We start from the raw sequence: 22,443 nt of genomic DNA, 5'->3' as shown, positions 1-22,443 counted from the left end.
GCCACCTACGTATTACCGCGGCTGCTGGCACGTAGTTAGCCGTGGCTTTCTGGTTAGGTACCGTCAAGGTACAAGCAGTTACTCTTGTACTTGTTCTTCCCTAACAACAGAGTTTTACGACCCGAAAGCCTTCATCACTCACGCGGCGTTGCTCCGTCAGACTTTCGTCCATTGCGGAAGATTCCCTACTGCTGCCTCCCGTAGGAGTCTGGGCCGTGTCTCAGTCCCAGTGTGGCCGATCACCCTCTCAGGTCGGCTATGCATCGTTGCCTTGGTGAGCCGTTACCTCACCAACTAGCTAATGCACCGCGGGCCCATCTGTAAGTGATAGCCGAAACCATCTTTCAATCATCTCCCATGAAGGAGAAGATCCTATCCGGTATTAGCTTCGGTTTCCCGAAGTTATCCCAGTCTTACAGGCAGGTTACCCACGTGTTACTCACCCGTCCGCCGCTAACGTCATAGAAGCAAGCTTCTAATCAGTTCGCTCGACTTGCATGTATTAGGCACGCCGCCAGCGTTCATCCTGAGCCAGGATCAAACTCTCCGAAGAAATGTTTGACTTGCTCAATTAAAAAATAAAATTTAACGTTGACGTTTGTCGCTTTGTTCAGTTTTCAAAGTTCAACCGTTGCTCTGAAGCAACTTTATTAGTATAACATTCTACCCTTTTGATGTCAACATCTTTTTTTAAGATGTTTCTCTCAACTGCGCTGTTCATCAGCGACATTTAATAATTTACCATATATAATATATAGAGTCAATCGTTTTTCTAAAAAACTTTATAAATAAAAAAATTAATGAAGTAAACCTTCAGTAAAATGATTGAATACTCTCTATTACAATAGCAATCTAGCCGCTATGCAGTTTTCTTATCTTACCATAAAAAAAAAGCCCAGTCATTAAACTGAGCTTTTTTATTTAAACTATTCTGCTAAGAATGCAAAATAGAGTATGAAGATGATACAGAGAGCATACATAATTGGATGAACTTCTTTTCCACGCTTGCTGCATAACATTGTAATAGGATAAAAGATAAAACCAACCGCAATACCTGTTGCAATACTGTATGTTAATGGCATCATAATTACCGTGAAAAATGCAGGAACTGCTACTTCGAACTCTTTCCAATTAATTTCCCCTAAATTTGACACCATCAGAGCTCCTACCGTAATTAAAGCGGGCGCAGTAACAGCTGGTGTCACGACCGCTAACAATGGAGAAAAGAACAGTGCAATTAAGAAAAACGCCGCCGTTACGATTGCAGTAAACCCTGAACGTCCGCCCGCTGCTACTCCAGCCGTAGACTCTACATAAGCTGTTGTTGATGAGGTACCAAGAACAGCACCAACTACAATCGCACTAGAATCTGCCAATAACGCTCTGCCCGCTCGCGGAAGCTTATTATCTTTCATAAGCCCAGCTTGACTCGCTACAGCAACCATCGTACCTGCTGTATCGAAGAAATCAACAAATAAGAAAGTTAAAATGACGACTAGCATCTTTACAGTAAAGATATCACCGATATTTTGAAAAGCTGCCCCAAACGTCGGGTCAAGACTAGGAACTGATGAAACAACTGCTTTAGGTGTATCAATTAAACCAAAAGCCATACCCGCTACAGCTGTTACAATCATACCGATAAATACAGCTGCATTTACTCGAAGCACCATTAATACAATAGTAATGACAATGCCAAAAACCGCAAGTAACGTTGTTGGGTTAGTTAAATCACCCAGTCCAACAAATGTGGCATCATCTTTGACGATGATTCCGGCACCTTTCATACCAATAAAACTAATAAATAAACCAATACCTGCTCCAACAGCCATTTTTAATTCAATAGGAATAGAATTAATAATTTTTTCTCGCAGGCTTGTTAATGTTAAAAGAATAAAAATAACACCTGATATCATAACACCCGTTAAAGCCGTCTGCCATGGAATTCCCATTGTCAGAACAACTGTATAAGCAAAAAATGCGTTTAATCCCATACCTGGAGCTAATGAAATTGGATACCTACCAAGGACTCCCATAACAATTGATCCCAAAGCTGCCGCTAAAGCAGTAGCTGTAAATACAGCCCCTTGGTCCATTCTCATACTGTCAGGCAGATCCTTTACATCACTTAGTGATAGCACAGATGGATTAACAAATAAAATGTAAGCCATAGATAGAAAAGTTGTAAGGCCCGCTATAAACTCTTTTCGATAGCTAGTACCCAGCTCTTCAAAACGAAAATACTTCTTCACGTTTTTTCCTCCCTTTATAGAAGCCGCATGCACTTGGCAAGCCATAAAAAATGCCTCTACACTAGGCGCGTAAAGGCATAAGATCGACTAAAAGAGAAATGTATGAGCCAAAAAAACAAAAAATTTTTACACATACATGTATTACTTTCTCGTAGTCAAGCCATTTACGGTAGCTCGGTAGAAACTTTTGGGCCTTATCCCCAAGATTATACGACATTAAAGCTATATCTCGCTGTTTTATGTTACTATCCTACCATTAACTTTTTAAAAAAGTCAACAAAAAACGAACATTCTTAGAAAAGAATGTTCGTTTGTTCGGTTTTCTTACATATTATTCCCATTCAATCGTTGCAGGTGGCTTACTTGTAATATCATACACTACGCGGTTAATATGCTTAACTTCGTTTACAATACGCGTTGAGATAACTTCAAGCACATCCCAAGGAATACGCGCCCAGTCAGAAGTCATACCATCAATCGATGTAACAGCACGAATACCGATTGTGTAATCATACGTACGAGCATCTCCCATTACGCCTACACTGCGGATGTCAGGAAGAACCGTAAAGTATTGCCAGATATCGCGCTCTAAGTCAGCTTTTGCAATCTCTTCACGTAAAATAGCATCCGACTCACGTACAATTTCTAACTTCTCTTCCGTAATTGCACCAAGTACACGAATACCTAGACCTGGTCCTGGGAAAGGTTGACGCCAAACGATGTTGTCAGGAATACCTAATTCAGAACCTAATGCACGTACTTCATCTTTGAATAGCGTGTTTAACGGTTCGATTAGTTTGAACTGCATATCTTCCGGTAATCCACCTACGTTGTGGTGAGATTTGATCGTTTGAGCTGTAGCTGTCCCACTCTCGATAATATCTGTGTATAGCGTACCTTGAGCTAGGAAATCAAACCCTTTTAATTTAGCAGCTTCGTCATCGAATACATAAATAAATTCATTACCGATGATTTTACGCTTTTGTTCAGGATCTGATACGCCGTTTAATTTTTCTAAGAAGCGATCTTTTGCATCGATTTTAATTACATTCATATTAAAGCCTTCGCTAAATGTTTCCATTACGCTTTCCGCTTCACCTTTACGTAATAAACCGTGATCTACGAACATACATGTTAACTGATCACCAATTGCTTTGTGAATTAACACAGCTACTACTGAAGAGTCTACTCCACCGCTAAGTGCGCAAAGTACTTTTCTATCTCCAACTGTTTCACGGATTTTATCCATTTCAACTTCAATGAAGTTCTCGATTGACCAGTTTGCTTCAGCATGACATACTTCAAACACGAAGTTCTTTAAGATATGGTTACCGTGCACTGAATGGCGAACTTCTGGATGGAACTGTACTCCGTACATATTCTTTTCTTTGTTACTCATTGCGGCAATTGGACAAGATGGGCTAGTTGCGTCCACTTCAAAACCAGCAGGTGTTTCTACAACTAAATCACCGTGACTCATCCAAACAACTTGTTCTTTTGGCAACTCATGGTACATTAATGAATCGTTTTGTACGTTAATCGCTGCTTTACCATATTCACGATGGCTAGCACCTTCTACCTTCCCGCCAAAATGATGAGTCATTAATTGCATTCCATAACAAATACCTAAAACAGGAATACCTAATTCAAAAATGTTTTCATCGCAGTGAAATGCGTTTTCACCGTACACACTGTTTGGGCCTCCAGAGAAAATAATTCCCTTTGGATTTAATGCTTTAATCTCTTCTGCTGTAATTGTGTGCGGATGCAATTCACTATATACTCCGAACTCGCGAATGCGACGCGTAATCAGTTGGTTATATTGACTACCAAAATCTAATACAACAATCATGCCTTCCATCTTGTTCACCTCTCCGAATGTGTAAATAATCACTTGTTATTATGCCCTAAAATATAAAAAAAACTAGACTTCTCCCTCAAAAAACAAAGGCAGAAGTCTAGTTGAGCACGACGTTTATCGTCAAATAGACTGTTCTGCCTTCATAGTCAGATCGTTTAAGGTGACCCGGTAGAGACTCTCGAACCATATTATCGAGGATATATGAAGGTATACGAAACATTTATAGTAAGTTCGAGAATATTCTATCAATCCGCGAAACAATGGTCAAGAACTCGTTTTTTTGATTAAATTTTCCCACAATTCAATCGACTCTTTCCATTCTTTTATGGAATCTGCATTTCGATACAAAACCCGCTCATATTTTTCCGTTAATTTTAGCATATTTACCGTATTTAATTTTTCATCTACTTCTCCTGCAAAGTCGCGCAGCGTCTGACTTTCTTGCCGCTTTAGTCCATTTGCAGCGAGTCTTTTAAGTAAAAAAGCATACGCTGATTCAAAGGTTTCCACACTCTCTTTCTTTTTATAAAAAGAGATATAAAAAGGTAAAAACCATTTAAATCGATTGAGATATATTACTATCAACATAACTACAATCAGTCCGCAGAAAAGCACTTTCCACTTCATAGACAACTTAGCATTTTGAAGAGAAGCTGTTTTTTCTTTCGCTCTTTCTTCTTGTGCCGGAAGCTCTTTTTCCTTAGGCTGCTCCTTCACTTGCGTTTCTTGTTTCTCTTCTTCCCTTTGACTATTTTCACTAGAGTTGTTAGGTTGGCTATCTACAAAATCATAAGGATTAGAAAAACTTTTTGTTGGTTCAAAAGGTACCCAACCCGCTCCTGGAAAATAGACTTCGACCCAAGAATGAGCATTATTTTGTGTGATTTCATAGGTTGTCCACTTACTACTTCCTGAAATGACGGTGGCATCACCTTCTGTATAGCCCTTTACCCACCGAGCAGGAATATCTAATGATCGAAGCAGTACAACCATAGAAGTAGAGAAGTTATCACAGTACCCTCTTTTTGTATCAAATAAAAATTGATCCACATAATCTTTATTTTTCGTAGGAATTGGAACATTTTCAGTATCATATACATATGGATTTGATCGGAAGTATTCTTCAACGGCTTTCGCTTTTTCATAACGATTGTTCTTATTTTTTGTTACCTCACGAGCTAAATCCTTTACTCGTTTCGGCAAGTTAGCAGGAAGTTGTGTATACCTTGCTATAAATTCGTTATTATTCTCTAAACTCTCTGCCTTTTTTTCCTCTGCTTGCTGAAGAAGTCCAATATCAAATACAGGATATTTATACGTCATCTCATACGATTGAACAGTAACAAGCTTGTCATTTTGATAAGGATATAATTTTTCATTTGTCGGTGTAACATCGGTTTGAATGCCATTTTTTAAGGTTAGCGACAGCAGTTGAGGAACATGCATAAGATGAACAGAAGGCTGCGAATAGGTAACTTCTGCTTTTCTTACTTGTCCTGCTACACTTGAGTCATATTGAGGGAGTAAGTTTTCATTTCCTTTAAAGGGTAATTTTTCTTCCTCTTTAGACAGCTCCCACCCCTTACCTGTATAAACATCCTTCGTTTCAATACGCCAATAGTGCTCATCCTCTACTTTGGCTGTAAACACAACCGTATCATCATTGACAAACGATCCCCCCAATTTAGAATCGTCCATATCATAGCCAATTCGTTGACCGCTTGCAGATTCTCCCTGTCCTTGATTTGTTGTATGCGCTGTGATAAAAGGTACGGGATCTGGCCACTGCGGCCCTGGTTTAGGAGCGAGATAAGCCAGCACAATGACGATAGCTAAAAAGCTGCCTAGAAAAAGAAACGATCGTTTTCTATTTTCTAAACGCTCAGTGCCCGCAGCTTTTATGCGTTCAGGATTTATGCGAAGCATGGCTACTAATAAAAATCCGATAATCGTCACACGAATAATAGCAGCTCTCGCATCGTAAGTAGAAAAGGTATCCAACACGGTAATATACAAAATGGTTAAGAAGAAAAAGAAGAAAATTCTTTTTTGATAAAAGATCCAATATCGAATTAAATAAGCCATAATCCAAAGCAGCACAAAAAATAAAGTGCTCCTCATTTCAAATGATAAATTCGCTATATCCCACTCCATGATACTTTGTGCATCTGACTGAAGAATCTCCAAAAGTCTCGGAAGCCAGTCTGAAGAAAAGAAAGCTCCTTGGAAATAGAGATTGTGAAGCGAAAACAAAATAAACAATATACTCCCTAACGTCATCACAATAAACGGCAATCGAAACGTTAAACACAAAAAACAGTAAGCAACAAACAAGATAAAGTACTGAATTTGATTGGTATCCGTCACTTCATTTAAAGGAAGAAGCCATTCCACTAATAAAAAGAATGCTCCCGCGTACAATAAGATGTTTTTTACATACAAAGCTGATTTATTCACTTATTTCCGCCCTCACTTCCTTTAGATGATAGAGGAAGAGGAATATTAACGACTTCAATCGTTAAAGCAGAAGATTGTATTCCATTAACAATAACCGTCTCTTCGTCACTAAGCCCTGCTCCTTCATCTTTAACGACAATTATTGATGCCTTAGCATGCAGACTCAGCTTAGATTGAACCTGCCCAATGAGAGTTCCTGTAACTTGACTGACAATGACCATAAAAGAATGCTGCTTTTGAATGGCAATACCCTTAAATTCTGTTTCGAATACTCGGTTGTTAATAGGCTGTGCACGCGCTAAGTGATACAACAGGTTATCAGTCTCACTTTGTTCAGAGGCTTTTGGTGAAAAAAGTGCATCTCCAGCTAAAAGAAAATCGATTTTTTTACGCTTGGTTTCTTCATGAATGAGCATGGATGCCAGAAAGCTCATTCGTTCTTCAAAGTATAGAGAGCTGATAACATCTGCAATGATAATCATACTCCGTTCATGATAATGACCGAACTCTTTAGAAATCAACGTAGCTTTACGAGCCGTCGCCTTCCAATCGATAGATCCTAATCGGTCACCCGGCTGGTATTCTCTAATGCCTGTCACTAACGTAGTAGATTGATTTCCAGCGGAAACTTCATTTTTCCCTTCTTCTATTCCTGCTAAAAGAAACGGGATATCTATCTCATGGATTTGAGGATACACGATAAACCGCTGCTGCAGCGGATAATAGGCCTTCTTTTTTACAATTCCTAATAAATCACTCAATTCAATCGAAAGCGTAAAAAATTCATATTCTCCTCTTTCTACAAACGATCTTTCATACGGAATAATAGCGTTTCGTTGAAAAAGCGGATAAATTGTTCTTTCTTCTTGATCTAAAAGGTTACTCTCCTCTTTCACTGCTGCCATATAAACAGGAAAACCCGAGGAGCGTGTAATGTGAATGTCATACGAAAGATGATCTCCAGCGAATCGAGGCTGTAGCTTCACATCACGAGTAACATTCCACTTCTTTAACGGATAAAGCAAAACTGCTGCCGCATATAATCCAAAAGGTAAGAAGCTATAAAATAAAAACCAGCTGACAAAGCCCCCTTGAAACATCGCGTACGAAAACGTAGCAGCAAAGATGCAGAATAAAACGAACCAGTCTCTACATTTATTCCATATGACTTTTATATACTGTTTCATAAAGTACCTCTTACCTTTTAACAGGTACTTTCGTATCAGCCATAATTTGCTTCATCACATCACCCGCTGTTAAGCCGCTGTACTGGGTATCAGGTCTTAGCGTTAATCGATGTGCACACACATACGAAGCAAGCTCTTGAACATCATCAGGAAGACAGTAATCTCTTCCCTTCACTAAAGCATATGCTTGAACGGCCTTCATAAATGAAACCGTCCCACGAGGACTAATACCTAACGAAACATGTGGATGAGAGCGCGTTTTGCGAATGATTTCAATGATATAGTGCTTGATCGCATCATCTACATAAATACTGCTTACAGCTTTTTGAGCCTGTACTAATTCTGGAATGCTCATGACGGGTTTGACATCTTCAAGATTGATCTGGGTGGATACGCCATTTAAAATTTGAAGCTCCTCTTCTTGCGTAGGATATCCCATGCTTAATTTGAATAAAAAACGATCCAGCTGCGCTTCCGGCAAATGATAGGTCCCATCAAAATCAACAGGATTTTGAGTAGCCATCACAAAAAAAGGCGCTGGAATTTCCCGGGTGATACCATCGGTTGTTACATGATGCTCAGCCATTGCTTCTAAAAGCGCCGATTGTGTTTTAGGAGAAGTCCTGTTAATCTCATCAGCGAGTACAATATGGCTCATGATAGGACCTGGACGAAAATGAAATTCCATGTCTTTCGGACTGTAGATAGAAACGCCTGTTACGTCGGATGGCAGCAAATCAGGCGTGAATTGAATTCGTTTAAATTCTGCATCAATTGATTTGGCCAGTGCCTTCACGAGCATCGTTTTCCCCACACCCGGCACATCTTCAAGCAAAATATGCCCCTCTGCAAGCAAAGCAACCAAACTCAACGTAGATACCTGACGCTTTCCAATCACAATGTGATCGATGTTTTCTAATACTTGGTTTAATTTATTATTAATATGATCCAGCTGAATCAATAAAGCTCCCCCTTAAAACTCAGTTAAGCCTTGAGTTTAGTATGTTTTTCAATAAACATAGTACTATCTTAACAAATTTTAAAAAAATCTGAAAATATTAATGCACGCAAAAAAAGGTCGTCAAACACACTTCTTGACAGACCTTTTATATTGCTTCGATCTAAATAACAGATTTGACCTCATAATTCTGTCTAATTCATGTATGTACCACCATTAACATTAATTGTTTCACCAGTGATAAAGTCAGACATTGATGAAGCCAAAAATAACACTACATCGGCAACATTTTGTGGAGTACCTAATTTCTTAAGAGGGACATTTGAAATTACATTTTGGTGATACTCCTCAGTCCACTGTTTAATCATGTCTGTTTCGATAGGCCCAGGTGAAACTCCATTAACATAGATGTTATGTCCTGACATCTCCAAGGCGAGGTGTCTCGTCAAGTAATCAACTCCTGCCTTAGAGGCTCCATAGGAAGGGGCAGCATTTTTATGACCTGATTTAGCAGTAGAGGAACTGACGTTTACAATTTTCCCATAATTTCTCTCAATCATATAAGGCAAAACAGCTTTGCTAAAATATAAATTCCCATTCAAATTGACATCCAGAACTTTTTGCCAATCATCCAATTTCAGATCTAACGTGGAACTGCGCATATTTATGCCAGCATTATTAACTAAAATATCAATTTTATTAAAAAGACTCATCGTCTTCTCAGCTGCCAATGTCGCTGTTTCTGGATTTGTTACATCCCCTAAATGAACAGCACACTGCCTTCCCATGGATTGAACTTCGTTAGCCACCTCGGTCAATAACTTGGTGTTTGTCCCAATGATGACGAGGGAGGCACCGTTTTTCGCTAACGTTAAAGCAATACTCTTTCCAATGCCTCTACTAGAACCTGATACAATTGCGACTTTCCCTTCCAATAACATCAGCACACCCCCATCCAGTTAATTAATATTAAACGCGCACCCTCTCAGAAAGATCTCCTTTCATGAATTTCTGAAAGATATCTTTTGACTTCACTTCACTCAGTGAACTCCAAGCTCATGCCGAAGTTTCCATTCATCATATTCTTGTTTCCTCAGCTCTCTGACCAGGCACCAAAACCGTTCTCATGATTAACGCAGGATTATATATTTTTTCTTTACAATCTGTTTTTCAAGAACTGATATGCCACTTGATCAGCTTCATCTCCCATCGTTGGACCATGATTTGCCTGGGAAAACGAAAAATACATCGCATCCGCATTAGAAGATACTAGAGCTTTATAAAGACTTTCGCTTTGGTCAATAGGAACGAGAGGATCTTTCCCACCGTGCAAAATCATCATCGGTGGACAATTGGCACTTACATAACTAATAGGACTACACCTTTTCGCCAACTCTATATATTTCCAATCTAAATCTTCCGTATCCCCACTCTCTAGCAATTGATTCAGGTCTATTAACGATTTGCCAGGTTCAGTATATCCAAGAATTTCGGTTATCACATTATCCATGGATTTGCCTGCATTATCGACTTCTGTGCCAGACAAATTCTTTATTGCTTCATTTGCGTCGTTTCTGAGGAGTGCTACTAGGTCGGCTGGAGCATAAAAAATGGTTGCTGCCCTTACTGCACTCGTATATTCTTGGTTACCACCGACATCGCCTTCCATTTCACTGCAATTTGCGCTCATTGCGACCATTGCGGCTAGGTGTCCACCGGCAGAGTTCCCCAATACTCCAATCCGTTCAGGATCGATATGGTATAACTTTGAATTCGCCTTTAAAAATCGTACAACTCCCTTGCAGTCATGGATACACGCTGGAAAAACAGACTGACTAGCCAAACGATAAGCTGGAGATACAACAGTAAATCCTTGCTCGACCAACCTTATAAGTTCCCGAAAATATACTGCTTTTTGAGTGACCTGCTTATATTCCCCATACATCCATCCCCCTCCGAAATAGTAAATAATACATGGACCCGGCGTTTTTTGATTAAGATCTTGATAGATATCCATTTTCAGAGTGTATGGGTCCCCATTATCCAAGGTTACCTCCGCAAAGGGAACATCTTCGTATCTTGGCGAACGACCTGGTGGACATAACGGTTTTACTTTAGGTAACTGTTTTTCCATACAACTTTCCTCCCCATATTTTATAAGAAACTTTCAATTACTAGCGGTAATAATTTAAAAAAGGCTCCCTACTCAATGTAACCCTACTATTTTCAAAAGCCACACAACTGCAAGAGTTGCAATTGTCCTAATAATACAAGACCTTTTCCACCGTTTAGGTAAAATTATTGCTTAGCATCATGATTTGCAAACAAAGCCGATGGATTACTCCATCGGCTTTGTTTTAAGGTTCTATTGACGCTACTGCTCTCTAGGAATGACAAAGGAAGGAGAACCATCTCTAATATATTTTTAAGTTCTGCAGCCTGTCTCCATTTATCCAACTTGTTTCTCCTTTTACTTTATTAGCTTACAGGGAACATAACGATAGCACCTACACATAGAGCAAAGATACGAATTAGGTACATAGGTACTGAGAACAACCAAAACTGTGGAAGTTTATATCTACCCATACCTAAAATCATAGCTGGCATACCATCGATTGGCATGAATCCGCCGTTCCATCCAGATACTACAACTGCAATTGCGGCAGCAGCAGGATTCAGTCCCAAACTAATGCTGGTTGCAATAGCGATCGGGGCAAAGATGTATACAGAACCCATATTTGAACCAGTAAAAGTAGCACAAGTACTAGTTAGAATGGCGAAGATAAAGATAAGCAGGAATGGATTGATGTTGGTACCCAATGCATTCGCCACAGTATCTCCAATCATAGCTGTAAATCCAGAGTTGGCTAAAGCGTCAGCAACGCCGATAACACCAGCCATCATAATAATTACAGGTGCAACCATATTATCTCGAACTTCCCTAAAGTCAAGCACATTGATGATTAGTAAAAATGCTCCCATAAGACCAGGGATGACAAAGGCAGCATTGCCTAATACATTCATAAGCATCATTCCAACAACACTGACCATAAATGCAACGATAGTGCTGTATTCTTTCCATGCAGGCATAGTCCCCATCTCAGTCGTAGCTGCCACCTCATCAAATCCAGAAGCTTCTGCTTCCGTTATTGGATGATCCGGTAGGAGGCGATACGCAATCAAGGCCCATGCCAAGAAACCAAGAGCCAAGATGAAATTCACTACAGCAAATTTTGACATAGACAGTCCACCGGTATAACCTGCCGTTTCGAGTACGCTAACAGTAACCCCATAGAAGAGTGCTACATTAAAAGGAACTAAAGGGTGATTAGTAGCAAAACCCAAAGGCATCATCAGCTTGGACGTTGGCATTTTTTTATTGTAAGGAATAGTAGATATCAAAGATAAGATCAGTACATAGTAACCAGTGGCACCGGCACCAGGAAAACTGGCACCAAGCATAATGACCACAATCAAAAGAACATAACTCTTATAACCGCCCCTATTTACCAAAGCGAGCATTGAGGACTGAACCCTACCAATTAGGCTAGTCTTCATGAGGCCCGCCATAACAACCATAAAGCCAGCGACCATAATAACGCTTGGGTTCACAAAACCTGCGAAAGCCTCTTGAACAGTGGACAGACCACAGACTACTAACAAAAGACAGGCCAGGATTGGTGGTGCGCCAAAGGCAAATTTATCTGACATAATCATTACAATCATCAGAACCAGAATACCTAGTGCAAGAATCATTTCCATTGTCATTTTTTATATCTCCTCTCTCTTAGGGGGATGACATTTTACTATCATATATAGCCCGTATTTATGAATGAGACGGTTAAAAAGAATAATGTAATGCCTTACTACCTAACCGATTTCTCCAGATGTAGGATTGTAAACACTCTCATTTTCGCGTTTGTCACCATATATATCTGCTACTGAAAAACTAGTATATTTCACACATAGTCTATTCTTATACGCATATACTAAATGTAAAAGTCCTTCCGTATCTTGATAAATTGTAGGATATTCAAATTGTGAATTATTCGTTTTGTTCTCTGCTCCAATGAAACCTTCTGCGTGTTCAATAATTCGACCAAGTGGCCAAGTATTTCCGCCATCTTCAGACACTGAAACTACAACTGGGTTTCTTAATCCAGGCCATGCTACCTTACCAACTTCAGGATTATTGGTAGCGTTTGCATTATAAGCGATGGCAATTGCATCGTTATGAAGTTTGATTGCACTGATACTTGCATTATTATTTGGTAGAGTTGTTTGCTGAGGCACTGTCCAAGAATCTCCGTTATCCTTTGACTCGCTTCTATAAATATAATCTGCAAACCTACTTCTCATAAATGCCACTAAATGATCATCTTCTAATTCGATAACATTGGCATGTACTCTTCCGTTACTTTCAGGCATGCGTACTTCTTTCCATGTTTGTCCTTCATCATCTGATAGTTGAAATACTGTAGGATCGTTTGTAAGACCTAACTCGGAATCTTCACATACCCACGTGCTAAAAATCCATCTACCATTTCTTAATACTTGAATCGATTGTCGTACAAATGTACCAGGCTGGCTAAATAATACTTCTGGTTCAGTCCAGCTTTCGCCATTGTCGTAAGTTTTCTGATATTTAATAATGGACGTAAACTGCATATTATCTTTATCTGGTTGTCGACCTTCTTGGGAAGTATAGATTAACCACACCGATTGATCAGGTGCGTGAAAAAATGATGGGTTTTGCTCGCTACGTGTGTCATCCTGCGAGACAATTTCCGGCTCATTCCACTCTTGAGATTCATGATTAAATTTTGATAATACAATTGAAATATCAGGGCTTCCCTCAAATGAGCCTGCAAACCATGCACATAATAAATCTCCATTGTCTAACTTAGTAATAGTTGGGGCATGTGCGGTTGGGAAAGGACCGGATGGAATTAAAGAAAAATCAATATTTGTATAAACATCATGATATAATTTACCGTTTGGAATGGACTCATTAATCACTATCTTGTTATTACTCATTCTAATCACTCTCATCACCTTATCTTTCTATTGAAATTTTTATCTTAATTACCGCTTCATGCTCAGCGTTAGGCAGACACACATAGGCCCTACCTTTATTAATTTTCCTGTTCCTTGCAGACCGCCGTGTAATGGAACTACATTTCCCCAAAATTATATTCAACAGCAACTACTCATTTATTACTTAATGCCAGGCTACAAAACCGTCTAAAACAATTTGAATTGCTCTTCATCTATATAAGTGGTCATTCCTTCTTAAAAGAAATAACCACCATCAAAGTTAAGCTCGTATTATCATCTATTTCAACTTCGTTTACTTTCTCTAAATCATTAGGGATTGTTAGCTTTAATTATTTATATTGATTGAAATGATTAAATTAACTATTACACCAGTCCCTTCGCTTCTAAATCAACATTATTTGCTAGCTGTACCCCATAATCAATTGCATTTTCAAGACTAATTTCACTCGCAGTCATACTACCTGCTTGATCAAATGCTGTTCCATGATCAACTGAGGTTCGGATAATTGGTAATCCCAATGTAATATTAACTCCAGAAACTTCTTTCCATTTATTTTGTTCCCTATCAAATACAAACCCTAATAGTTTTAATGGAATATGTCCTTGATCATGGTACATGACCACAACAATATCATACATTCCACCACGAGCTTTTGAGAATACTGTATCTGCTGGTAAAGGTCCAATGGCATTAATCCCTTGATTTTTAGCTACTTCAATAGCAGGGATAATCTCATCAATTTCTTCTGTACCAAATAATCCATTTTCTCCACAGTGTGGATTTAAACCCGCTACAGCAATCCGCGGATTTTCGATGCCCAATTTTACACAGGCTTGATGAGCAATTTTTATGACATCTAGTACTCTCTCTTTTTTAACTAAATCACAAGCTTCCCTTAAAGAAACATGTGTTGAAACGTGAACCACTCTTAAATCACCATCAGCTAACATCATAGAAAATTTATTAGTATTTGTAAGTTCTCCGTAAATTTCAGTATGACCAGCAAAGTGGTGTCCCGCTAAGTTTAACGCTTCTTTATTTAATGGATTCGTAACGGTCGCATCTACTTTCCCCTTAAGCGCTAAGTCTATGACTTTTTCCACATAGAGATATGCCGCATTTCCAGCTTCTTTAGATACTTCCCCAATTTTTAACTTATCTGCATCTACAGAGGCTAGGTCAATAACATCCATTGTTCCCCATTCATACAATCCATCTTCTGGTGTAGTAATAGCATTTACCTTCATATTAAACTCTGGGTATTTCTCTAAATAACTCTCTACAATACTTTTGTCTCCAACGAGTAAGGGGTTACATTTTTCATATAAGCTTTTCTTTTGAAAAGCTTTGATTGAGATCTCAGGCCCAATACCTGCGGGATCCCCCATTGTGATTCCAATAATTTTTTTCATGATGCCCCTCCTAACTATTTCATTCCTGCTTCAATATTTTCATTTAATACAGATTTTAATGCTGCAATTCCTTCAGCGGACACTTGATTGAATGGTGCACGGCATTTCCCAACCGGATAACCGAGTAGTTCAACAGCCATTTTTACCACAGTATTTGGATTTGCAAATTTAAAACAATCTCTAAAACTTCTGATAGAATCTTGATAGTTACGGGATTCTTCAATGTTACCCTTTACAAATTGTTCGTATATTTGCGCCATAGTAAACGGATATACATTCGAACATCCCGCAATACCACCTGTTCCCCCAGCAAGTAACGTCCATAATATTAATGAATCATTCCCTGATAGCACAGAGAAATCTTCTCTATTTCTTGTTCTTTCGATATATTGAAGAATATTATCAAAGTTTCCGCTACTATCTTTGACTCCTACGATATTGTCAATATGACTTAGTTTTTCAACAGTCGCAGGTTGAATCATATTGCCTGTTCGAGCTGGAATATTGTATAAAACAATAGGCATATCAACCGCTTCAGCAACTGTTTTAAAATGCGTATAAATCTCTTCTTGGGTTGCTGCTGCAAAATACGGTGTAATGATTGATAGATAGTCTACCCCAACACGCTTTGCTTCTAAAGATAAGCGAATGGTATCTTGTGTTCCAACTAACCCTGTTGATGCATAGACTGGAACCCTGTCCGCTACTATATCAACTACTGTTTCCATAACATGCACTTTTTCTTCTTCGCTTAAAATATAGCCTTCTCCATTAGTACCGAACGTAAAAATACCGTGAACACCATTCTCAATAACTCTATTTACTTGATTTACGAGTTCTTCATAGTTCACTTCTTCATTGTCAAACATAGGTGTAACAATTGGTGTGATAATTCCTTTTAATTTGTTTTGCAAACTAATCACTCCTACATAATTTCTAGATAAATTTTACGAGCATCGTCTGGTGTTACTTCTCTCATATTATTGACAAGTAGTCTTTGAACTTCCATTCCAGCCTCTACTAATGCTTCTAGATCTTCCTTAGGTACATTAAAAGCTTTTAAACTAGTTGGAATTTCAAGTGTTTCCACTATGTTTTCTAATAAATCGATGATATATTTTGATTTTTCATTTACAGTTAGTTCTTCATTTGTTTCTTTTACAACTCGATCATATGCTTTAGCCAAAAGTTCTTTAATAACGGGCTCATTAAATTTCATAACTGGTGTTAGTAGAATGGCATTAGAAACACCATGAGCAATGTGATATTTTCCACCTAAAGGATAAGACAATGCATGAACCGCAGTAGTTCCTGAGGAAGTAATCGCTACCCCAGCATAGAAAGAACCTAATAACATCTTACGCTTAGCTTCAAGCGCATCTGGATTTGTGCAAGCTTCAATAATGTTATTTAAGATTAAATCTAGTGCCTCTAGTGCAAACGTATCACTGATTGGATTTGCTTTTTTTGAAGTAAAACATTCGATAGCATGAGCTAGAGCATCAATACCTGTTGCTGCAGCAATAGATTTCGGCAAATTTTTAATCATGTTGCTTTCTAAAATCACATGGTCAGCAATCAATTCACCATTTACAATCCCAACTTTTAAGTTTTTTTCAGGTACTCCTACAATGCTATTAGGAGTTGCTTCAGAGCCTGTACCGGCTGTGGTGGGAATCATTAATGATGATACTTGTTTTTTAGCTAATAACGGGTTCTCGAGTAAATCTTTTACCGTATAATCATCAGTGGATAACACTGATGCTAATTTGGCAATGTCCATAACACTTCCACCACCGACCCCAATGATAAAATCAGAGTTCAATGCTTTAAATTGGTCAATAACCTTTTGAGCTTCCGTGTAAGATGGCTCTGTTGGAATATCAGATAAGATTTCGTACTCGATATTATTTTTTTCTATAATACTGATAACTTCGTCTAGCAATCCAAGCTTGAATATTTCGTTACCTGTAAATATCGTGATTTTTTTTACACCATCTTTAATAATTGTATCTAGGTTTTGCATGGCATCTGGACCTGCAAATACATTGGTTGGCATTTTTAAATTATATTGATTTAACATAATATGCATCTCCTTTGTTACGAATCAATTCATTTAATTTAATAAATAGATCTTCATTACCCAATCCGCCAGACTTTGTAATGATATAATGTTTTTTATCTTCAAAATCGATACTTCCAAGAACAATTCCTGGGAATAATTCTTTCAGAGGTTTAATTTCGTTAATCCCTAATACTCTCATTGATTGATATAAAGTATCTCCTCCGGTAAATAATAAAGTTCTATTAATGTCACTTAACATAAGATTCTTTACTAAGTATCCGAGAGACTGCCCAATTCTAAACCTTAGTTCAGTTCTTTCTTCGGGTACTCCATTCACTTTATCTGCCAATATATTCCCATATGTTTCAAACATTAAAGGTTGGTCCATTTTTAAATATTGATTCATATCTTCTTGCCCTTTTACTGTATCCCAATATTGTTTATCACAAAGTTGCTCCATCGTTAACGAGATTCTATCAAACCCGTTATTTTCGGCAAATGCAATTTGTTTTTTTGTTACTGGGTTCACGCTTCCACATACTATTAATAACGGGAAGTTAATATCATTTTGAGTTATAGTTCTTTTATTATAGATGATATTTGCTAATGCTTTACCAAACCCTGCACACCCCGCCGTTATGTTTAATGCATCGTTCATTAATAGCTCATGCCCTTGAGATAGCATCTCCTCATCGGAGTGACTTTCCATTAACAAAATTCTTTCTTCTTTTGGTGGAATTTTATATTTTTTTGTAATAGACGTTTTTAAATCTGCTTCTTTAAGTAGAAGAGATGGGATATGACTTTCCGTGACCGGTTCGTATGGATCTTGTCCAAAAACACTTTTACTTACTGGTATTGAATCTATATATAAGATTCCTTCGAAACTAAAGCGGTTTTGTTCTGGGTACGCCGGAATAAAAGGAATGGTTACATCTTCGAAGACATCACTCAAGGCTCTTAACTCAGAAGCAACATTTCCTCTTAATGCTGAATCAACTTTTTTAAATATATATTGAATATTTTCATCTTTGGCTTTTATGGCTATCTTCTTAATCACTTCGTATGCTTCACATTTATTCAAATATCTTGTTTCAGTATTAAAAACCAGTACCTCTATTTGATCTGTAGTTTCCCAAAATTCAAACTCTAAATCAGAAGTCACTAAAGTATGAACACCGTAATTAGAGAACTGAACACCCGTATCAAGTGCTCCCGTAAAATCATCAGCCATTATTAGTACCCTTACCATTTGTTCACCACCTTAGTGCTTGATAATTAAATTATAAGGTGATACTGCGCATAAAAAAATCTGATAATTATTATTATTGTTACATTTTGAAACTATAGCAAAGAAAACGCTATCATTTTTCAGGAATTAGTGATAAATTGTTTAAAAATGAAACATTCGGGGGGGGATAACTTTGCAACACATAACAAAAATCCTTGGTATCGCACCTTATGAAGAGTTAAGACACTCAATGGAAAATGTAGGATCCATATTTTCTAATATTTCACTAAATACGTATACTGGTGATTTACATGAAGGAAAAAACCTGGCCTTGGAGATGATTCATAACGATTATGATATTGTTATATCAAGGGGAGGTACTGCTGACTTAATCAGGAAGAATATCTCTATACCCGTTATAGATGTTTCGATATCCGTATATGACATTTTAGGAGCGATCAAACTAGCAAAGAACTATACCTCTAAATTTGCTATTGTAGGTTATTCGAGTATTACTGAAACAGCTCATTTAATTTGTGACATATTAGACTATTCTGTGGAAATATACACCATTGATGATTCTAGTGATCATTTAGGTCTACTAAAGTCATTGGAGAAAAAAGGGATTGAATTAGTGCTTTGTGATGCAATAACGAACAAACTCGCACTAGAAATTTCTTTAAATACGATTCTTATTACATCAGGAAGTGAAAGTATTAAACGTACTTATGAACAAGCAATAGAGTTAAATATGCACCTTCAAAAATTAAAATTACAAAATAACTTACTTACAGAAGCCATTGAAAAATTTAAAACTGACTGTTTAATTTTATCCAGTCAGTTTGAGTTGATTTATTCAAGTTTAGATTCCGAAACGAATGCCTCAATCTATAATTATTTGCTTAATAAAAAAGAGACGACCTCATTTACTCAATCACATACTTTTTATCATTCAGTAAACAACACTGTATATAACTTAAAAGTAAATCGTTCAAAAGAGAAAAATGATGTTTTTTATATTGTTATTGTGCAAAAATCTGTAACACCTATCATGAATTCTAAATTTGGTGTTACATATGAAGATAAGTCAGAAGTAGAAAAAAAATTAAATAATAATTTATATAAAAATCCGATTATCACAGATGATATTAACAATAAAATTAAACAAATGAATTCAAATAATTCGCCGATTATATTATTAGGAGAAAGAGGTACGGGGAAAGATATCGTATCTCAATGTGTATTCACCAGTCAGAAAAATAACAATCATACATTAGTAGCTATTAATTCGCACTTACTAAATGATGCCATGTGGAAACACCTTTTAAATACAAATAACGGTCCTTTTCTTGAATATGGTAATACAATCCAGTTTAATCGTTTTGATAAAATTTCACATGAAAACTTTGAAAAGTTACTCACTATTATTGAATATACTAACTTACACGTAAATAACCGACTCATCTTTATTTGCGAAAAAACATCGGAAGGTCGCACATCAGAATTTTATAAAGAATTAATGAGCCGAATGAATTCGATAAGTTTTCTTCTACCTCCACTAAGAGAAAGAAGAAATGAACTATCGGCTATATTAACGATGTTTTTAAATAAGGTAAATATTGAAAACAATACGGATATTGTAGGTTACGAGCCTAGTGCCCTGACTGCTCTCTCACAATATAATTGGCCCGGTAATTTCAAACAGTTAAAGCAAGTTCTAACCGAACTAGTTTACTTAGCTAAATCCCTATATATAACTAGTAATACTGTCAACAGTATTTTGGGCAAACAACAAATGGTCGAAAATATGTCTAATTCAGAAGATGGAATGAACATTTTATTTAACAATAGCAAAACATTACATGAATTTAATTTGGATATAATCCAGCTAGTACTTGATTATCATAACGGCAACCAAACGTTAGCAGCTGAGCAGCTGGGCATCAGTCGAACGACGTTATGGAGATATTTAAATAAATAAAAATGCTTTTCTTAGCTAAAAAACCCGGAAAGTGATTTTTTCCCCAGTCTTTCAGCTTATGTGCTTACGATAAAATGATCGTCTTTAACCAAGCTTTTCAATATACAAATCCATTTATCTCCTCCCATCTAATACCGTGTCCTATTCGTAATTAGTTGTTGTACGTGCCGCTGAGACAAGATGCCTTGCCCTTTTAATTATGACTTATCAGATGGAATAAAAAGAGGCTTCTCAAAAGTTTGAACAACTAATGAGAAGCCTCTTATATTTATACTGATTTTGCTATTTTGTTAGCAACTCTCTCTCAAGTCCCTGGATGTCAAGGGATTGAGCGGCTATTACATCATGCCGCCCATTCCACCCATGCCGCCCATGTCAGGCATTGCAGGTGCTCCGCCTTCTTCTGGCTTGTCAGCAACAACTGCTTCAGTTGTTAAGAACATAGCCGCTACAGAAGAAGCATTTTGAAGAGCTGAACGCGTTACTTTTGTTGGGTCAACGATACCAGTGTCTAGCATGTTTACCCACTCGCCAGTTGCAGCATTGAATCCAGTTCCAACTGCTTCGCCTTTTAGACGCTCAACGATTACTGATCCTTCTAAACCAGCATTGTGAGCGATTTGACGTACAGGCTCTTCGATCGCACGTAATACAATGTTGATACCTGTAGCAGTGTCACCGTCAGCTTCGATGCTTGCTACTTTATTATAGATATTTACTAATGCAGTACCACCACCAGCTACGATACCTTCTTCAACCGCAGCACGCGTAGAGTTTAATGCATCTTCAATACGTAATTTACGTTCTTTTAACTCAGTTTCAGTTGCCGCACCCACTTTAATTACAGCTACGCCACCAGCAAGTTTTGCTAAGCGCTCTTGTAATTTTTCACGGTCAAACTCTGAAGTTGTTTCTTCAAGCTGAGCTTTGATTTGGTTTACGCGTGCTAGGATGTCTTCTGCGTTTCCTGCACCGTTTACAACCGTTGTATTTTCTTTTGTTACAACAATTTTAGAAGCGCGACCTAATTGATCAATGCTTGCTGTTTTTAGGTCGAGACCAAGCTCTTCAGTGATTACTTCTCCGCCTGTTAAGATCGCAACGTCTTGTAGCATTGCTTTACGACGATCACCGAAACCAGGAGCTTTAACAGCTACAGCTGTGAATGTACCACGAAGTTTGTTCACAACTAATGTTGCTAAAGCTTCGCCTTCTACGTCTTCAGCGATGATTAATAGGGGCTTGCCTTGTTGAACAACTTGCTCTAATACCGGTAAGATTTCTTGAATGTTACCGATTTTTTTGTCTGTGATTAAGATGTATGGATCATCTAATACAGCTTCCATTTTATCTGAATCAGTTACCATGTAAGGAGATGCATATCCACGGTCAAACTGCATACCTTCTACCACTTCTAATTCAGTTGTGAAACCTTTTGATTCTTCAAGTGTGATAACGCCGTCGTTACCAACGCGCTCCATTGCTTCAGCAATTAATTGACCTACTTCTTCGTCAGCTGCTGAGATAGCCGCTACTTGAGCAATTGAATCTTTACCTTGAATTGGTTTAGAGATTGCTTTTAGTTCTTCAACCGCTACAGCTACTGCTTTTTCCATACCTTTACGGATACCCATTGGGTTAGCACCAGCCGTTACGTTTTTAAGACCTTCTCTGATCATTGCTTGCGCTAAAACTGTTGCAGTAGTTGTACCGTCACCAGCGACGTCGTTTGTTTTGCTAGCAACTTCGGCTACTAATTTAGCACCCATATTTTCAAATGCGTCTTCTAATTCGATTTCTTTTGCAATTGTTACACCGTCATTTGTAATAAGCGGTGAACCGAATTTCTTTTCTAATACAACGTTACGACCTTTTGGTCCAAGCGTTACTTTTACAGCATTTGCCAATGTGTCTACACCACGTAGCATTGCGCGACGTGCTTCTTCGCTAAATTTAATGTCTTTTGCCATGTTCTTTGAC

16 protein-coding genes, 1 rRNA gene and 2 riboswitches (1 of these 19 cut by a window edge) are annotated in these 22,443 nt (G+C 37.9%); of the genes, 1 reads left to right on the top strand and 16 read right to left on the bottom strand.

Translation table 11 applies throughout. From position 1 onward, the window contains the following. From BG04_RS12840 to BG04_RS12770, 15 genes are all read right to left on the bottom strand, one after another. Positions 1-553 (bottom strand): 16S ribosomal RNA (locus BG04_RS12840) (it extends 999 nt beyond the left edge of the window). A 373-nt stretch (positions 554-926) separates the two neighbouring features. Beyond that, complete coding sequence (locus BG04_RS12835; protein ID WP_034655329.1) at positions 927-2,252, bottom strand: NCS2 family permease; 1,326 nt, start codon at positions 2,250-2,252, stop codon at positions 927-929. A 132-nt stretch (positions 2,253-2,384) separates the two neighbouring features. Next, positions 2,385-2,486: riboswitch (purine riboswitch) on the bottom strand. 97 nt (positions 2,487-2,583) lie between these two features. After that, complete coding sequence (gene guaA, locus BG04_RS12825; RefSeq protein WP_028410369.1) at positions 2,584-4,113, bottom strand: glutamine-hydrolyzing GMP synthase; 1,530 nt, start codon at positions 4,111-4,113, stop codon at positions 2,584-2,586. A gap of 123 nt (positions 4,114-4,236) precedes the next feature. Beyond that, positions 4,237-4,338: riboswitch (purine riboswitch) on the bottom strand. A gap of 39 nt (positions 4,339-4,377) precedes the next feature. After that, the gene (locus BG04_RS12820) at positions 4,378-6,570 is read right to left on the bottom strand and encodes a transglutaminase TgpA family protein (RefSeq protein WP_034654847.1); all 2,193 of its coding nucleotides are present in this window, start codon (positions 6,568-6,570) and stop codon (positions 4,378-4,380) included. Then, entirely contained in the window at positions 6,567-7,757 is a 1,191-nt protein-coding gene (locus BG04_RS12815) for a DUF58 domain-containing protein (protein ID WP_034654845.1), read from the bottom strand. The genes BG04_RS12820 and BG04_RS12815 overlap by 4 nt, the downstream gene beginning before the upstream one ends. Positions 7,758-7,767: 10 nt before the next feature. After that, a complete protein-coding gene (locus tag BG04_RS12810; RefSeq protein WP_034654843.1) occupies positions 7,768-8,718 on the bottom strand; it encodes an AAA family ATPase in 951 nt (316 codons plus the stop codon). 191 nt (positions 8,719-8,909) lie between these two features. Further along, on the bottom strand, positions 8,910-9,656 hold the full coding sequence (locus BG04_RS12805) for an SDR family NAD(P)-dependent oxidoreductase (RefSeq protein ID WP_034654841.1): 747 nt from the start codon (positions 9,654-9,656) through the stop codon (positions 8,910-8,912). A gap of 215 nt (positions 9,657-9,871) precedes the next feature. Continuing rightward, positions 9,872-10,849, bottom strand: coding sequence for an alpha/beta hydrolase (locus tag BG04_RS12800; RefSeq protein ID WP_034654840.1), 978 nt, complete (start codon positions 10,847-10,849; stop codon positions 9,872-9,874). A gap of 164 nt (positions 10,850-11,013) precedes the next feature. Next, on the bottom strand, positions 11,014-11,172 hold the full coding sequence (locus BG04_RS30580; RefSeq protein WP_155276314.1) for a hypothetical protein: 159 nt from the start codon (positions 11,170-11,172) through the stop codon (positions 11,014-11,016). A gap of 21 nt (positions 11,173-11,193) precedes the next feature. Further along, positions 11,194-12,483, bottom strand: a complete 1,290-nt coding sequence (locus BG04_RS12795; RefSeq protein ID WP_034654836.1) for an SLC13 family permease — start codon at positions 12,481-12,483, stop codon at positions 11,194-11,196. Positions 12,484-12,585: 102 nt separating this feature from the next. Then, on the bottom strand, positions 12,586-13,752 hold the full coding sequence (locus BG04_RS12790; RefSeq protein WP_034655326.1) for a sialidase family protein: 1,167 nt from the start codon (positions 13,750-13,752) through the stop codon (positions 12,586-12,588). Between the two features lie 384 nt (positions 13,753-14,136). Next, positions 14,137-15,186 carry a 4-hydroxythreonine-4-phosphate dehydrogenase PdxA gene (gene pdxA / locus BG04_RS12785; RefSeq protein WP_034654833.1) on the bottom strand — a complete coding sequence of 350 codons (1,050 nt, stop codon included), beginning with the start codon at positions 15,184-15,186 and terminating at the stop codon, positions 14,137-14,139. 14 nt (positions 15,187-15,200) lie between these two features. Next, positions 15,201-16,100 (bottom strand): 4-hydroxy-tetrahydrodipicolinate synthase, encoded by a 900-nt coding sequence (gene dapA / locus BG04_RS12780; RefSeq protein WP_034654831.1) that lies wholly within the window; start codon positions 16,098-16,100, stop codon positions 15,201-15,203. An 11-nt stretch (positions 16,101-16,111) separates the two neighbouring features. After that, positions 16,112-17,269 carry an iron-containing alcohol dehydrogenase gene (locus tag BG04_RS12775; RefSeq protein ID WP_034654828.1) on the bottom strand — a complete coding sequence of 386 codons (1,158 nt, stop codon included), beginning with the start codon at positions 17,267-17,269 and terminating at the stop codon, positions 16,112-16,114. Further along, on the bottom strand, positions 17,253-18,503 hold the full coding sequence (locus tag BG04_RS12770) for a four-carbon acid sugar kinase family protein (protein WP_034654827.1): 1,251 nt from the start codon (positions 18,501-18,503) through the stop codon (positions 17,253-17,255). Before BG04_RS12770 ends, BG04_RS12775 begins: the two co-directional genes overlap by 17 nt. A gap of 172 nt (positions 18,504-18,675) precedes the next feature. On the opposite strand from BG04_RS12770, the gene BG04_RS12765 reads away from it, so the two are divergent. Then, positions 18,676-20,463 carry a sigma-54-dependent transcriptional regulator gene (locus tag BG04_RS12765; RefSeq protein ID WP_034654824.1) on the top strand — a complete coding sequence of 596 codons (1,788 nt, stop codon included), beginning with the start codon at positions 18,676-18,678 and terminating at the stop codon, positions 20,461-20,463. Between the two features lie 338 nt (positions 20,464-20,801). Here the strand turns inward: BG04_RS12765 and groL are convergent, their stop codons facing one another. Beyond that, the gene (groL, locus tag BG04_RS12760) at positions 20,802-22,433 is read right to left on the bottom strand and encodes a chaperonin GroEL (RefSeq protein ID WP_013081432.1); all 1,632 of its coding nucleotides are present in this window, start codon (positions 22,431-22,433) and stop codon (positions 20,802-20,804) included. Positions 22,434-22,443 lie beyond the last annotated feature (10 nt).

The organism is Priestia megaterium NBRC 15308 = ATCC 14581 (genome assembly GCF_000832985.1).
Lineage (GTDB): Bacteria > Bacillota > Bacilli > Bacillales > Bacillaceae_H > Priestia > Priestia megaterium.
Note: the sequence above shows the minus strand (reverse complement) of the source record. Positions and strands in the feature narration are given on the sequence as shown.